At 56.3% G+C, this 14,056-nt stretch carries 11 protein-coding genes and 1 riboswitch; of the genes, 5 read left to right on the forward strand and 6 right to left on the reverse strand.

Going from position 1 to position 14,056, the window contains the following annotated elements; all coding sequences use genetic code 11:
* Positions 1–40: 40 nt before the first annotated feature.
* On the reverse strand, positions 41–292 hold the full coding sequence (locus tag CIK74_RS02745; RefSeq protein ID WP_096254249.1) for a DUF4235 domain-containing protein: 252 nt from the start codon (positions 290–292) through the stop codon (positions 41–43).
* 74 nt (positions 293–366) lie between these two features.
* Positions 367–485: riboswitch (TPP riboswitch) on the forward strand.
* Between the two features lie 70 nt (positions 486–555).
* On the opposite strand from CIK74_RS02745, the gene CIK74_RS02750 reads away from it, so the two are divergent.
* Together CIK74_RS02750 and CIK74_RS02755 are read left to right on the forward strand one after the other, a co-directional pair.
* Positions 556–1,173 (forward strand): ECF transporter S component, encoded by a 618-nt coding sequence (locus CIK74_RS02750; RefSeq protein WP_096254250.1) that lies wholly within the window; start codon positions 556–558, stop codon positions 1,171–1,173.
* Between the two features lies 1 nt (position 1,174).
* Positions 1,175–3,511 carry an ATP-binding cassette domain-containing protein gene (locus CIK74_RS02755; protein WP_096254258.1) on the forward strand — a complete coding sequence of 779 codons (2,337 nt, stop codon included), beginning with the start codon at positions 1,175–1,177 and terminating at the stop codon, positions 3,509–3,511.
* Here the strand turns inward: CIK74_RS02755 and CIK74_RS02760 are convergent.
* A complete protein-coding gene (locus CIK74_RS02760; protein ID WP_096254251.1) occupies positions 3,508–4,383 on the reverse strand; it encodes an aminodeoxychorismate lyase in 876 nt (291 codons plus the stop codon). The genes CIK74_RS02755 and CIK74_RS02760 overlap by 4 nt on opposite strands.
* A gap of 179 nt (positions 4,384–4,562) precedes the next feature.
* On the opposite strand from CIK74_RS02760, the gene cls reads away from it, so the two are divergent.
* Positions 4,563–6,038 (forward strand): cardiolipin synthase, encoded by a 1,476-nt coding sequence (cls, locus tag CIK74_RS02765; RefSeq protein ID WP_229676915.1) that lies wholly within the window; start codon positions 4,563–4,565, stop codon positions 6,036–6,038.
* A 7-nt stretch (positions 6,039–6,045) separates the two neighbouring features.
* Here cls and CIK74_RS02770 read toward each other — a convergent pair whose 3' ends face one another.
* From CIK74_RS02770 to CIK74_RS02785, 4 genes are all read right to left on the reverse strand, one after another.
* On the reverse strand, positions 6,046–8,058 hold the full coding sequence (locus CIK74_RS02770) for a chorismate-binding protein (protein WP_170947712.1): 2,013 nt from the start codon (positions 8,056–8,058) through the stop codon (positions 6,046–6,048).
* Entirely contained in the window at positions 8,045–8,542 is a 498-nt protein-coding gene (locus CIK74_RS02775; protein ID WP_240520441.1) for a low molecular weight protein-tyrosine-phosphatase, read from the reverse strand. Before CIK74_RS02775 ends, CIK74_RS02770 begins: the two co-directional genes overlap by 14 nt.
* A 229-nt stretch (positions 8,543–8,771) precedes the next feature.
* Positions 8,772–9,395 carry a LysE family transporter gene (locus tag CIK74_RS02780; protein ID WP_096254255.1) on the reverse strand — a complete coding sequence of 208 codons (624 nt, stop codon included), beginning with the start codon at positions 9,393–9,395 and terminating at the stop codon, positions 8,772–8,774.
* 9 nt (positions 9,396–9,404) lie between these two features.
* Positions 9,405–9,905, reverse strand: coding sequence for a MarR family transcriptional regulator (locus CIK74_RS02785; RefSeq protein WP_096254256.1), 501 nt, complete (start codon positions 9,903–9,905; stop codon positions 9,405–9,407).
* 115 nt (positions 9,906–10,020) lie between these two features.
* Between CIK74_RS02785 and CIK74_RS02790 the strand changes: the two genes are divergently transcribed.
* Both CIK74_RS02790 and CIK74_RS02795 read left to right on the forward strand, forming a co-directional pair.
* The gene (locus tag CIK74_RS02790) at positions 10,021–12,174 is read left to right on the forward strand and encodes an MMPL family transporter (RefSeq protein WP_240520442.1); all 2,154 of its coding nucleotides are present in this window, start codon (positions 10,021–10,023) and stop codon (positions 12,172–12,174) included.
* 251 nt (positions 12,175–12,425) lie between these two features.
* On the forward strand, positions 12,426–13,991 hold the full coding sequence (locus CIK74_RS02795; protein WP_096254257.1) for a DEAD/DEAH box helicase: 1,566 nt from the start codon (positions 12,426–12,428) through the stop codon (positions 13,989–13,991).
* Positions 13,992–14,056: the final 65 nt, after the last annotated feature.

Consider the following 14,056-nt stretch of genomic DNA (forward strand, 5'->3'; position numbering starts at 1 on the left):
CGGGCCAGAAGGCCCGCCCCACAACTATAAGTACACAGTATTACTTGCTGAACCTGGAGATCGCTTTGTTTGTTCCGCGTTCGGCGAGCACCTGAAGAATTGCTGCGACTGCGGCGGAAAAGACTGCGAAGGCTAGAGCTTGACGCATCGAGGCTTCAGCGGCTTCTTCGCTGCCCTTGCGAGGTGCAGCATTTCCGGTGAATCCCTGCCATACCTTGTCAATGAGCTTACTTCCGAGCATTCCTGCACCCATAGAAATTCCAAGGGTGATCAGCTTCTGAACTGGATTCATGTGGTCCTCGCATTCGTGTATTGGGGATTCGTTCTGTAACCCAGCATACCTGCGGTATGGTGGGTGAGCAGTAATCATTCCGACAGGGGAGCGTCATGCCGTTCGCGGCGCCAGACGCTGAGAGTGCGATAGATCGCAGACCCTCGAACCTGCTCCGGTTAGTACCGGCGAAGGAAGTCGAGCATCTCGGATGCGGATTGTGTGCGCCATCAAACGCCTACGAGTCCGTGCATCTCCCCTCCTGACACAGGAGGACCAACCTTATGAACGTTGCACCAGCAACAACTCGCGCGCAATGGCGCGTGGTAGACATTGTCGTAGCATCAGTGATCGCTGTCGCCTCGGGCGTCATCTTTTGGGCGTGGAACGCAGGCTACGGAATTGTCAGCCTCGCATTTGTCGCGTTCCCACCAGGTACCGCGCTTCTTTCAGGCTTGTGGCTTTTCCCAGCAGTACTCGGAGCGCTGATCATCCGTAAACCCGGTGCCGCACTGTACTGCGAACTTCTCGCAGCCATCATTTCGGCATTGTTAGGATCCCAGTGGGGACTGGGCGTACTAATCTCAGGTGTCATTCAGGGACTGGGAGCTGAGGTTATTTTTGTTGCTTTCAGGTACCGCCGCTGGAATTTACCCGTAGCGTTGCTCGCCGGCTTCATGACCGGTATTTTCGGCGGAATCGGTGAAGCCTACCTGATGGGCTACGTCGCGGAATATACCGAAGCGATGAAACTGTTCCACGTATTTGCCACCGGTATTTCCGGTCTGATCATTGCCGGGCTGTTGACTTGGCTAGCCACTCGCGCCTTGGCAAAAACCGGTGCGCTGGGCGCCTTGACCAGCCGCTCAGCCCATCTGGAAAGCCCGTGGGGACGTGTCTGAAGTGAGTACCACCAGTGCAGCACACACTGCCGAACGTACTTCCGGGCGGGGACTTGAAATTCTTGCCAGCGATTTTGGTTGGCATCATGCCGAACGTGAAGTTCCAGCCTTACATGGACTGAACGTACAGATTCCTGCAGGACAGAAAGTACTCTTGCTTGGTGCCTCTGGCGCCGGAAAATCCACGTTGTTGCACGCCTTGGCCGGGGTGCTGGAAGCAGATGAACGCCAAATTGCTACCGGTGTCCTAAAGATACACCAGCAAGATGCTTTTGCCCGGAAATTCCCCGTCGGTCTCATGCAGCAAGATCCCGAGACTCAAATCGTACAGAGCCGAGTTGGTGACGACGTCGCTTTTGGTGCCGAGAACCTTGGCATTGCCCCAGAAGTCATCCGGGCCCGAATCCCACAGGTACTCAAAGAGGTAGGGCTTGGAGACCTAGACCTGGCGCACCGCACCCAGGAACTCTCTGGAGGCCAAAAACAACGCCTTGCCCTCGCTGGAATCTTGGCAATGAATCCGGGCCTGATGCTGCTGGACGAGCCCACCGCAAATATTGATCCGGCAGGTATCGAACCCTTGCGAGACGCAGTACTCGCCGCGGCGAATACTACCGGGGCAACACTGATCGTGGTGGAACACCGTCTGCAGGCGTGGGCCAAACATGTGGATCGAGTCCTCGTGCTTGCCCCGGGTGGAGGAATTGTTCATGACCTAGATCCGCAGGCATTATTTGACGATGAAAAAATTCGTCGTGAATTAGCTGCCTCGGGTATCTGGGTTCCTGGCTTTGTTCCAGTGACCGAACCGGTGGGGACCAGCGCTGGCGCACAGTTACTGACCGCGGTTGAACTTCAAGCATCGCGCGGTATCCATGCGGAACGAACCCAACCGGTAAACCTAGAACTGCACGCCTCCCGGGCGCTGGTGGTGCTCGGCGAAAATGGTGCAGGTAAATCCACCTTGGCGTTGACCTTAGGCGGGTTGCTTGAGCCGGCTTCCGGAACGCTTGAGGTAAGTCCGCAACTGTCCCAAGGACAGGGAAATGACCCGTTCAGCTGGCGAGCTGGGATGCTGGTGGCCAGAATCGGGACGGTATTCCAAGAGCCAGAACATCAATTCGTCACCCAGAGCGTCCGTGAAGAACTAGCGTTCGCACCGACACGGGCACGGCTAGCGGGCAGTCAACAGGATCAGTTTGATTCCCAGGCGGTGGAACGACGGGTAGAGGAGTTGCTTGAACGCTTGGGGCTAACGGCGCTGGCAGATGCTAATCCGTTCACGCTCTCTGGCGGTGAAAAGCGCAGATTATCTGTTGCCACGGTACTTGCAGCCTCACCCGATGTGCTCATCCTAGATGAGCCCACCTTTGGCCAAGATGCCAATACGTGGCTGGAACTAGCAACTATTCTCATCGAAGAGTTGCGCTCGGGCACCAGCGTGGTGGCGGTGACTCACGACGCGGATTTTGCCCGTGCTCTAGAAGCGTCGGCACTGCATCTGACTCGTGAGGCTGATAATGCTGGGCGTCGAATCGCTGTGCAGGGTCCAATGCTTGATGCTCCCTTGGGGCGCAGCTGGCTGACAAAGATCAACCCACTGGCCAAGCTTGGAGCCGTTGCGGCTGCAACCTTGCCATTAATCTCTACCATCGACTGGGTCTCGGCCTGTGTCATTATTGGTGCCACACTGCTCGCGCTCCCGCTGGCGGGCTTGAGCGTGGGACGCTTCCTGCGCCGAAGCTGGCCACTGATTATCGCTGGGGCCTTGGCCGCGTGGGGGATCGCCTTGGTGGGTGAGGACTCCGGGGCCACACTGATTAGTCTAGGAATTCTTAGCATTAGCGAAGGATCGGTGAATGCCGGAATCGCCACCGGGTTACGTGCCATGGCCTTAGCCGTACCCACGGTCCTGCTACTGAGTTCCACCAATCCCAGCGATCTTGGCGGGGCCTTGGCTCAGCAGCTGAAGGTGCCGCACCGCTTCGTCTTGGGTGCACTTGCAGGCATGCGATTGCTAGGTTTACTCGTGGAAGAATTTACCACCCTCACCTTGGCGCGCAGGGCGCGCGGAGTGGGAGACCTACGCTCACCGATACAACGGGTGAAAGCCAAACTTGGCCAGGTATTGGCATTGCTTGTCCAAGCGTTGCGCCGCGCAGGAAGGCTCGCAGTGACTATGGAAGCCAAAGGTTTTGGTACCGGAACGCGCACCTGGGTACGCAGTGCAACCTTCACCTTGCGTGATGCAGCGGTGCTGACAGTTGGTATTTTGCTTGGCTCGGCGGCCATCGGTGCAGCCCTGTGGGCGGGCACCTTCAACCTAGTGTGGACCTAACGAATTGAATCGCTCAGGTCGCTGAGCTCCGCATGGAGCTCAGCGTCCAAGCGCAGCGGTTTGGCATCGATGGTGTGTACCGGCGTGAGCAGGCGTACCGAGGAAACCAACCAGACGCCATCAGCGTTGTAGAGGTCCTCGGGGCGCAACGGACCGTAGCCCAGTTCCCAGCCGTATTGTTCGGCTGCGTCAAAGATTGCGCTCTGCGTGGTCCCCGGCAAAATACCGGTTTCAAGCATCGGGGTGATCAATCGTTTGGTGTCGCCGTCGCGTTGCGCCAGCAAGACCGTAGACGTTGGGCCTTCGAGAACTACACCATCTGAAGAAGTGAAAATTACGTCTTGAGCGCCGTGTTTCTGCGCGAAGCGCAAGGCCGCCATATTCACTGCATAAGACAGGGTTTTGGCACCCATCAACAGCCATGGGGCGCGTTCGGCAATTTTTGAGTCGTAGCCACGATCCAACAGGAGGACGTCGATTCCTGTTTCGCGCTGGTCTTTACCAAGCTGTGGTGCTGGTGAAACAGTCACCCAGCAAAGAGCCTGTTCGGCATCCGTGGAGCCTCGCGAAACAACGAGTTTCACTACGGCTTCTTCGGCGCCGCCGTCGGCATCAAAATCGGCGACGGCCGTATCAATGGCCGAACGCCAGCGGTGTTCATCGGGGATGACCAAATCACAGGTTTCGGCCGAGATAGCCAAGCGGGCCAAATGCGCTTCCATTTTGCGCACTGCCTGGTTGGTGTAAAGCATCGACTCAAACACACCGTCTCCGCGTGTCACGCCCTGGGCGGTTACTGGAAGTTGGGGTGCATTAATATCTGCTAGACGTCCGGCAGGATATGCCGGATCTAGGAATACGAGTGAGCTCATAGTTAAAGATTATCGAAACTTTACTGTTCTACGCGCCATCAAAGGCTCCAAGGACGAACAAGTCGCTCACAGGACGATAGTCTAAGCAGAGAGTTTGAGGACTTGACCGCGCAAAACACGTGAAAGTCATGAAGAAATAAAGAACGGGACGTGTCTGAATGTTGCCTAGTGGCGAATTTATGCTTCATCTGGGGGCAGTGCTCTGGCCAGTTGCCGTCACTATCGACATTATTTTGCGCTTCGTGATGATTGGCATCGTCCCGGGAAACCGCCGACCTACCACCGCCATGGCATGGCTGTTGGCAATTTATTTCATCCCTGTGGCAGGACTGGTTGCGTACCTGTTATTCGCTAACCCACGTTTATCCCGGCGGCGTTTAGAAAAACAAGCTCGCGCAAACGAAAGCATTACCAACGCCACTTCCCATATGAAACTTCCTGAGGAGTTTCACTCCTCGGAGGAATGGGTGGAATCGGTCGTGGTGCTCAACCGCAAACTCGGTGCATTTCCACTTGATGGTGGAAACAAAATTGAGGTGCTTTCCAATTACAAAGCATCTTTGGAAGCAATGCGAGAGGCCATTGAAAAAGCCCAGCGTTACGTCCATATCCAGTTCTACATCATGGGTGATGATGAAGAATATGTTGGTCCGGTGCTTGACGCCTTGGAAGCTGCAGCTCGGCGCGGTGTCAACGTCAGACTGCTTTTTGACCACCTGGGCACCTTACGTGTCTCCGGCTACCGTGACCTGAAAAAACGGTTGCGCGCCTCAGATATCGAATGGCGGGCCATGCTCCCCATTGATCCTATTGGCAGACGCTGGAGGCGTCCGGACTTGCGCAACCACCGCAAGATCTTGGTGGTAGATGGTGTCATGGCCTTCACCGGCAGTCAGAACCTCATTGAACCGGGTTACAAGCGCGAGTCCTCACACAACCTTGGCCGGGAATGGGTCGAGATGATGATCCGGGTTGAAGGTCCGCTGGTACGTAGTTTGGATGTCACCTTTGCCACTGACTGGTGGCAGGAAGATGACACCACCGACGTCCTGTCGGATCTGACCGAAGCTTCACACCCGCTGTCCTTGGCAGATCAGCCCGGAACTACGCTGGCGCAAGTTTTGCCCAGCGGTCCAGGTTATGAATCTGAAAACAACCTACGACTGTTCAACACGTTGATGTACTCGGCTACCGAACGGTTGAACATCACTAGCCCATACTTTGTGCCTGATGATTCGCTGCTTTATGCCATCACCACCGCCGCGCAACGTGGGTTGGAAGTGAACTTGTATGTCTGCGAAAAGGGAGACCAGTTCCTAGTCCACCACGCGCAACAGTCTTACTACCAGCAACTATTGCAGGCCGGGGTCCGGATCTACCGTTACCCGGCGCCGATGGTGCTGCACACCAAGTGCTTCACCGCTGATGACGATGTTGCGGTGGTTGGTTCATCAAATATGGATATGCGTTCATTTAGTTTGAACATGGAAATCTCAGTGATGATGCTTGGCCCGGAAATGGTGAACGCGGTCAATGAAGTTCAAGATCAATACCGTGAGATCTCTTCGGAGCTGACCTTAAGCGAGTGGCGTCGCCGTCCGCGCTTACAGCGCTGGATCGATAACGTCTGCCGGTTGAGTGCAACCTTGCAATAGCGAACGCTTAAGGACGCAACGGGAAGTGTGCGCCTAATGCGCGCAGCACGCCCACAGACTTGGTGATCACTTCCTCCCATTCCTCGTGAGGTTGTGAATCCGCGGTAATTGCACCGCCTAAGCCAAGGCTCAAATCCCAACCGCCGCCTGCAATCCGGTCACAGACCAAGGTGCGGATCACCACCGAAAAATCTGCTGAGCCGTTGTAACCGAGGTATCCCACGGAGCCGGAGTAGAGGCCCCGCGGGCGTTGGCCTTCAAGGTTGTCTAAGATTTCCATGCTCGAAAGCTTGGGTGCGCCGGTCATTGAGCCCGGGGGAAATGCTTCGCGTAAAGCCAAGGCTGCATCACGCCGGTCTCGAAGCGTGGCATCAATGGTGGACACCATTTGATGTACCGTCGAATACGTTTCCACCGCGCATAGCCGTTTGACCTCTACCGAACCGGGAATCGCATAATGCGAAAGGTCGTTGCGCAATAGGTCAACGATCATAATGTTTTCGGCACGGTCTTTGGGATGTGTGGCAAGGTCATGAGCCAAAGCAAAATCTTCGTCTTCGTCCCGGCCACGTGGACGGGTCCCCTTGATTGGCTCGGCGCGAAGGTGGCCGGAGGAATCTAAACTTAAGAATCTTTCCGGAGAGATACTTGCAACTTCCAGTGTGTCCATGCGCAGGTAGTGGGCGAAGGGCGCCGGGCTGGACTCGCGCATTGCACAGTACGCCTCAAAGGGTGAAAATTCTGGCGTCTGTGCCGTCAAAACCGTAGTGAGGCAGGCTTCGTAGGTGTTGCCCTCAAAAATTTGTTGTTGCACCGCCCGGACTTTTTGCTGGTATCCGCTGGCCGAATCGGCGCATTCGAAGCTCAACGGAGGTAAGGGTACACAGTGCCGGGAGCCAGCGGTGTCCAGGGCATTGATCAGCTCTCGGAGCTCTGGTACTCGAAGGGTTGGGCAATGCAGCATTAAGCGATTCAAGCGGTGGTCCACCACTAGGACGGTGTCCGGGCAAAAGAACTGAGCATCGGGGCGAATGGTGGCGTCACTAAGCTGGACGCTGCGATCTTTCGCTCCCACTTCGCGGTTGAGTTCATAGCCTAGATAGCCCACCCATTGAGGCATCGGATAATCACCGCCGACATCTGCGTGCTGGGGCCAGAGGTGATGCAGGGCAGTAAAGAACTGCTCATTAAGACGCACGGTGCTGCCGCCAACGGACACGGTGGTTCCGGAGGCATCATTGGTGAGTGTGGCCGCTGCCGGATCCAGTGCCAGGGCGAGCACAGAGTACCTATTACGATCTAAAGGATCAGTGAGTTTATGGCTCGTTGACTCCAACAACGCGGCTTTTGGCAGTCCTTGGGCTAGCGACTCGAATAAAGCAGCCACATCCTGCGGAGCCTTAAAAGTTTGTTGTAGCTCAGGTGCCTGTACCGCTTCTTCACGCGGCAGCAATTGTTGTAATTTTTCGGGAAGGAAGTGGTGCACTGTGCGCAGTTGATGGGCCGGAGTTTGTTCGGCGGCACCGTCCAAGATGATGGTGGCGTAGGTCTTCGGGGCTTCTGCCTGCAGATATGCAGCCTCTTGGTCAGCCCATCGTGCCCAGTAAGGGCGATATGTTTCGCCGTCACGGGCCAGCGCGCGTTCGCGGCGCAACACGGCAGGGGCCTCAAGCCAGATACTCACGTCGAGGTGTTCACGTGCGGCGGCGCCGGCGGCGCCGACTCCCTCAACAATGACCACTAGACCAGGGGTAAAGGAGGTGAGGGCGCCGAATTGGTTAGTCTCCCAGTCCCAGCTGTGCCAGGAAACTTCGTGGCCCGCTGCCAAATCTGGCAATAGCTTGGAGTAGAGGTCTCGGGCCTGTCCCAATCCATCCCATCCGGGATAAAGATCTTCTAGGTGCAGCACACTAACGGTTTCCTCGGCACCCAGCAGGGTCGCCAAAGCCGCAGCAAATCGTGTTTTGCCCGCGCCGGAACGGCCGTCGAGGGCAATAATATATGGTCTATCGGTTTCCACGAGAGGCGATGTTACTCCGCACATAATCAACGAGGGCTGGCAGGCTGGCAGAAACCATCTTCCAGGTTTCTCTAAAATCTCCGGCATCTCCATACCAAGGGTCATAGACTCCTTGGGTTTCATGAGGTTCGTTAGCCACGGCCGGGTCAAAGGACCGGAACATGCGCAGTTGTGGACGTTCGTTCTGATCTATCTCTGCTAAGTGCGGAACGAGAAATTCGAAGTGGTCGGTATCCATGGCTAGCACTAGATCAACTTGACCAAGCTCATTTTGGGCAATTTGCGTGGCAACGTGTTCCGAAGCGTCAATTCCGTGAGCACGCAACGTGTTCGCGGCACGTGGATCGATCCCGTTGCCGACCTCACCGTCGGTGGTTGCCCTGGAGAAGAGCTCAACCTCTAAGATTCCTGCATCAGCGAGGGCGCCTTTGAGCATGTACTCGGCCATCGGCGAGCGGCAGATATTCCCTGTGCACACGATCATTATCCGGAACATGTCCTCAGTCTAGACACAAGTCGGGCCAACCTTCGAGAGCTACGCGCCCGATTTAAGACTACAAAAAGGCCACGATTTAGTTTAGGTCTGTGAACGAGTGCAGAAATCGGTTTGTCATCTGGTTTATGCGCTGTTCAATCTGCCCTGCGACAAGTGCGGTATTCGTCTAGAAGATGCTCGGCGCGCAACTTTGAAAGCACCAAGCGCAATGGATGATTTAGTGCATGAGGAGCAAAAGTGCGGCGACAAAAATAAAGAGTGTGCCGAAGACTAAATTCAAGATCTTAGCGCCACGCACCGTGGTGGTGAAACGCTGGAAGCTGCGTGCGGTGGCGGCAAAGAAAAACCACATGACGAGAATATCGACCACAATGATCGTACCGATATAGATGGCATACTGCGGGGCCAGTGGTTGGCCCGGTTGGATAAACTGTGGGGTGAAGGCCAGGAAAAACACGATGGCCTTGGGGTTCAGCAGGTTCACCAGAATTCCCCTGCGCACCATTGCCCAGCGGCCCGAGACGCGGGTTTGGGTCGTTGACTCTGAACTGACATCGGGTTTGGAAAGAATCATCCGAACGCCCAAATACACCAGATAGGCTGCGCCTGCGTAGCGCACGGCTGCAAAGATTGCCGGCGAACTGGCGACCAATATTCCCACTCCGGCGGCAACGATGATCACGTGAATGAGCAATGCGATCTGTTGGCCGATAATTCCCCAGATAGCTCCGCGGAAGCCAAGTCGCATGGCGTTGGTCATGGTGTTGATTGCCCCAGCGCCGGGGGTGAAGCTGATGATGATGGAGGCGCCGAGCAGGGAGATCCAAAGTGCAAGTGTCACCAGATTAGCTTAGGCGTTCGGTGTACTACTTTGAGACTTAGTATCGTGCTGTGACGCGGCGTCGACTATCGCACTGTCGACACCTTCGATAATCCGGCCCATAAAATCCGTAATCAGGGCAATCTGTTCAGCGTCGTAATGAGCTATGGCATCAAGCATGTTTTTGCCCAAGGGCATGAACATTTCTCGTCCGCCGGTTCGTGCCTTGTCGGTTAGCGCAATTCGCACCACACGGCGATCCTTATCGGTACGTTGGCGCTCAATGAACCCGATCTTTTCTAAGCGGTCAAGCATGGCGGTGGTCGCAGGCGAACTCAAATGCAGCTCGTGGCTCAGATCCCGAGGTGAGGGTGGGGTGCCTTGTTGCTGGTATTTCATGATGATTGACAGTGCATTCATGTCGGTGCGGTGAGTTCCGTGCAGGGCCCCGGTGGACTCAACGTATCTGTCGCTTGCGTGCGCAAATTCGCGCAGAAGTGCCACGAGCTGATGGGAGGGGTTATTGCTCATAAAAGTTATTGTATATGTAATAGAGTCATTCGATCATAGAGATACTTTCCTGATAAGCTAAATGCGTCGTTAGCTTTCGACTCCCCACTATCTCATCGAGAAAAAGGATTGACCCGTGTCTCACGTGACAAAGCCGCACCGGCCCTCGAAGTTTAAGGGTGCGGGTATTCGAGTAATCGTGTACTCGCTGTTGGTGTTGATCTGGATAGCGATTGCTGGTGTAGGCGGTCCCACCTTCGGCAAACTTTCCGAAGTGCAGACCAATGACCAGGCAGCTTTTCTTCCCGCGACCGCAGAAGCGACCAAAGCGCTGGAATGGCAGAGCAAATTCCGTAGCTCTGACGCAGTCCCTGCAGTGGTGCTGTTTACCAGCGAGAATCAGCTTGACGCTGCTGCGGGGGAACAGTTAGCCAAGGGGTTTGCCGATTATGAATACCTCGATGGGGAGGTCACCGGACCATTCATTTCCGAAGACAAGCGGGCACTGGAACTTCTGGTTCCCGTCAGTGGTGAAGTCAAAGCAAATGTGGGCGTCGAAGAATTACGTAACCTGACCGCACAGCTGACCCCCGAGGGCGCTACCGCCTATGTCACCGGGCCGGCGGGTTTTGCCGCCGACCTGACCGAGGCTTTTGGCGGTATCGACGGGGTGCTACTCGGTGTGGCACTCGTTGCGGTACTGGTCATTTTGCTGTTGGTTTATCGTTCGCTGCTACTGCCGTTCACGGTATTACTCACCTCAGTGGTTGCCCTGTGTGCGGCCATCGTGACCGTCTACTATATGGCTGATGCTGGTTGGATCCGGTTGGATGGGCAATCTCAGGGCATTTTGTCTATCCTGGTCATCGGCGCCGCCACGGATTATTCCTTGCTGTTCGTTGCACGCCATAAGGAAGCCTTGTCCGAAGGACTGGACAAGTTCCAGGCAGTGTCCAAGGCTTGGCGCAGGTCCTTTGAACCGATCGTCGCCTCGGGTGGCACCGTGACCGTTGGCCTGCTGTGTCTGCTCTTCTCGGATCTGAACTCCAATAAAGCATTGGGCCCGATTGGTGCCAGTGGCATTATTTTCTCCATTATTGCCGCCCTAACATTCCTTCCTGCGGCGCTGGGTTTACTCGGACGTGCCGCCTACTGGCCATTTCCGCCGAGGGTCGCAGACCAAGGTGGGCATGCGGCAGTCAAGGAAGGTCTCTGGGGGCGTATCGCGAACTTCGTCGCGGCGCATCCTCGTCCCATCTGGATCTTCACGATCATCCTGCTGGCGGTAGGCGCCTTGGGAGTGACTGGGCTCAAAGCCCATGGAGTGCCGCAAAGTGAACTAGTTATCGGTGGTTCTGAATCCCGTGACGGACAAATTGCCTTAGGTGAGCACTTTCCTGGAGGATCTGGCTCGCCAGCAGTCGCGGTAGTCAACGAGGCTGACGCGGCCACCGTGCTGGAAGACGTCCTAGATGTCACCGGGGTGGATTCTGCTTATCTGCAAGCCGAAGATGGTGGACCGGCAATGGCACAACGCGGCGCAGCGCCGCAGGTGGTCGAAGGTCGTAGCCTGATCTCCATCACCTTGAGTGACGCTGCCGACTCGGACGCTGCCAAGGACACGATCGTTGCACTTCGCGATGCGGTCCACGCGACCGACGCGGAAGCACTAATCGGTGGCACTACGGCGACGCAACTGGATACCGCCGATACGGCACTTGCCGACTTGGCCAAGATCATCCCGTTGACGCTGGGCGCCATTCTGATCATTCTGATGCTGTTACTGCGTTCGGTGCTGGCTCCGGTGCTGCTGATCCTGAGCACCGTGCTTTCCTATGGGACGGCCATGGGCGTCAGCGCACTGGTATTCAACAACGTATTCAAGTTCTCGGGGGCTGATCCGGCCGTACCGTTGTTTGGTTTTGTCTTCTTGGTAGCACTGGGGGTGGACTACAACATCTTCTTGATGACCAGGGTGCGCGAAGAATCGTTGAAGCATGGAACGCGTGAGGGTATGCGTCGTGGCTTGAAGGTTACCGGCGGAGTCATTACCTCGGCAGGTGTGGTGCTGGCAGCAACCTTTGCAGCTTTAGGCGTTGTTCCAATCATGTTCTTGGCGCAGCTTGGGTTCATCGTTGCCTTTGGCGTGCTGCTCGATACATTCATCGTCAGAAGCCTTTTGGTCCCTGCTCTGGTGGAGGAAATTGGACCGAAGGTCTGGTGGCCTTCGAAGCTGGCCAAAGAGCCCGAAGAGACTAAAGAATCTGATTTAGTGTCTGAGATCTCCTGATTTTAGTCGATCTGACGGACTCCGGTACTGCCGGAGTCCGTCATTGGCCTGTAGAATAAAACTGTGCGCACTTCTTAGTGATTCGGTGATTCTCCCGAAAAACTCGGTGCGCATTCGTCGACAGTTTAGATTTCCCCCTTCCGAAGATCTTCACCAGCTGGTGTCTTTTCTTTGCATAGTTGCGGACTTCCTCCTGGCTCGGCGAAACCAAACGCCAAAACCGGCGTGCGAATCAGAGAGAAAGTTTGAGCATGACTGCAACTTTTAGCGCCCTCGGCGTGCCCGAAAACATTGTCAACGTCCTAGCTGACCTTGGCATTGAATCGGCTTTCCCAATTCAGGAAGCCACCCTTCCCTCCACTCTTGCCGGCGGCGACGTCTTGGGCCGTGGACAGACCGGCTCGGGTAAAACCCTTGCCTTCTCCATTCCAATGGTGGCCCGACTGGCTCAGCGTCCACAGCGTCGCAAGGCACGTTTCCCTCGCGCACTGATCATGGCTCCGACCCGCGAATTGGCGACTCAGATCGCCAAGGCCGTGGATCCGCTAGCCGCAGCCTCGGGTTTGCGCACCACCGTAATCTACGGTGGCGTCGCCCAGAGCCGCCAGGAAAAGGCCATGAACGAAGGCGTTGACATTGTCATCGCTTGCCCGGGTCGTCTCGATGACTTGATCAAGCAGAAGGTCGTTGACCTGTCCCAGCTTGAAATCTCGATTCTGGACGAGGCCGACCACATGGCAGATATGGGCTTCTTGCCTGTAGTTCGCCGCATCATGGACCGCATGCCAACCGGCATCCAGCACATGCTCTTCTCGGCCACCTTGGACAACGGTGTGGACAAGGTTGTTAAGCGTTACCTGAGCAACCCAACCATTCACTCGGTTGATGCTCCGGAAGCCGCAGTGAACACCATGGAACACCACGTCTTCGTGATTCCAGCCGATGACAAGAAGGAACTGATCCGCATTTTGGCTCAGGGCACCGGTCGTCGCATCATGTTCATGCGCACCAAGCACCACGCCAAGAAGATGGCAATCGCCCTGTCTAAGGCAGGCGTCCCATCGGTAGACCTACACGGCAACCTGTCGCAGAACGCTCGTGACCGAAACCTAGCTGCCTTCTCCTCGGGTGAGGCTAAGGTTCTTGTTGCCACCGACGTTGCTGCTCGCGGCGTTCACGTTGACGGCGTGGAACTTGTTGTACACGTTGATCCACCGGCAGAACACAAGGCATACACTCACCGCTCGGGCCGTACCGCCCGTGCAGGCTCCAGTGGCACCGTAGTCACCATTTGCACCCCTGATCAGCAGGGCGACGTATCCACCTTGCTTCGCCAGGCTGGTTTGAAGGTTCCTTTTGAGAAGGTCAACCTGAACTCCGCAGTCGTGGCAGATGTTGTCGGCGAAGTGGCCGCACCGGTTGCTTATGTTGCTCCGGCACAGCCAAAGGCTTCGCCACGCAAGCGCACCAGCGCTGGCGCCGGTAACGGTTCTTCGCGTGGTGGCAACGGCGGTAATGGTGCTCGCGGTGGCCGTCCAGGTCGCGGCGCTCGTTCCGAAGACGAAGGCCAGCAGAGCTCGAACCGTCGTCCAGCTCGCGGCGGCTCGGCCAACGCGGAACGTCCAGCACGTGGCGGACATTCGGCTAACGCCGAGCGCCCATCGCGCGGCGGGCACAACGCTAACGCGGAACGTCCAAGTGGTGGCAACCGTGCTCCACGTCAGGGTGGACGCGGCGACTCAGCTGGCGCACCAGCTGGCGGCGGTCGTTCACGCGGCCCACGTCGCGCGTCGAGCCCGGCAACTCGCAGTCGCTAAACTGTAACGAATATCTTTTAGGAAGGTCCCCCTCGTCTGTTCTTATGAACTGGTCCCCGAAAGTT

It is taken from the genome of Glutamicibacter sp. BW77 (assembly GCF_002332285.1).
Lineage (GTDB): Bacteria > Actinomycetota > Actinomycetes > Actinomycetales > Micrococcaceae > Glutamicibacter > Glutamicibacter bergerei.

What these genes read in the sequence shown, in the direction of transcription:
- CIK74_RS02745 (WP_096254249.1), bottom strand. Translation starts at nt 292, where the DNA reads ATGAATCCAGTTCAGAAGCTGATCACCCTTGGAATTTCTATGGGTGCA.
- CIK74_RS02750 (WP_096254250.1), top strand. Translation starts at nt 556, where the DNA reads ATGAACGTTGCACCAGCAACAACTCGCGCGCAATGGCGCGTGGTAGAC.
- CIK74_RS02760 (WP_096254251.1), bottom strand. Translation starts at nt 4,383, where the DNA reads ATGAGCTCACTCGTATTCCTAGATCCGGCATATCCTGCCGGACGTCTA.
- cls (WP_229676915.1), top strand. Translation starts at nt 4,563, where the DNA reads ATGCTTCATCTGGGGGCAGTGCTCTGGCCAGTTGCCGTCACTATCGAC.
- CIK74_RS02775 (WP_240520441.1), bottom strand. Translation starts at nt 8,542, where the DNA reads ATGATCGTGTGCACAGGGAATATCTGCCGCTCGCCGATGGCCGAGTAC.
- CIK74_RS02785 (WP_096254256.1), bottom strand. Translation starts at nt 9,905, where the DNA reads ATGAGCAATAACCCCTCCCATCAGCTCGTGGCACTTCTGCGCGAATTT.
- CIK74_RS02795 (WP_096254257.1), top strand. Translation starts at nt 12,426, where the DNA reads ATGACTGCAACTTTTAGCGCCCTCGGCGTGCCCGAAAACATTGTCAAC.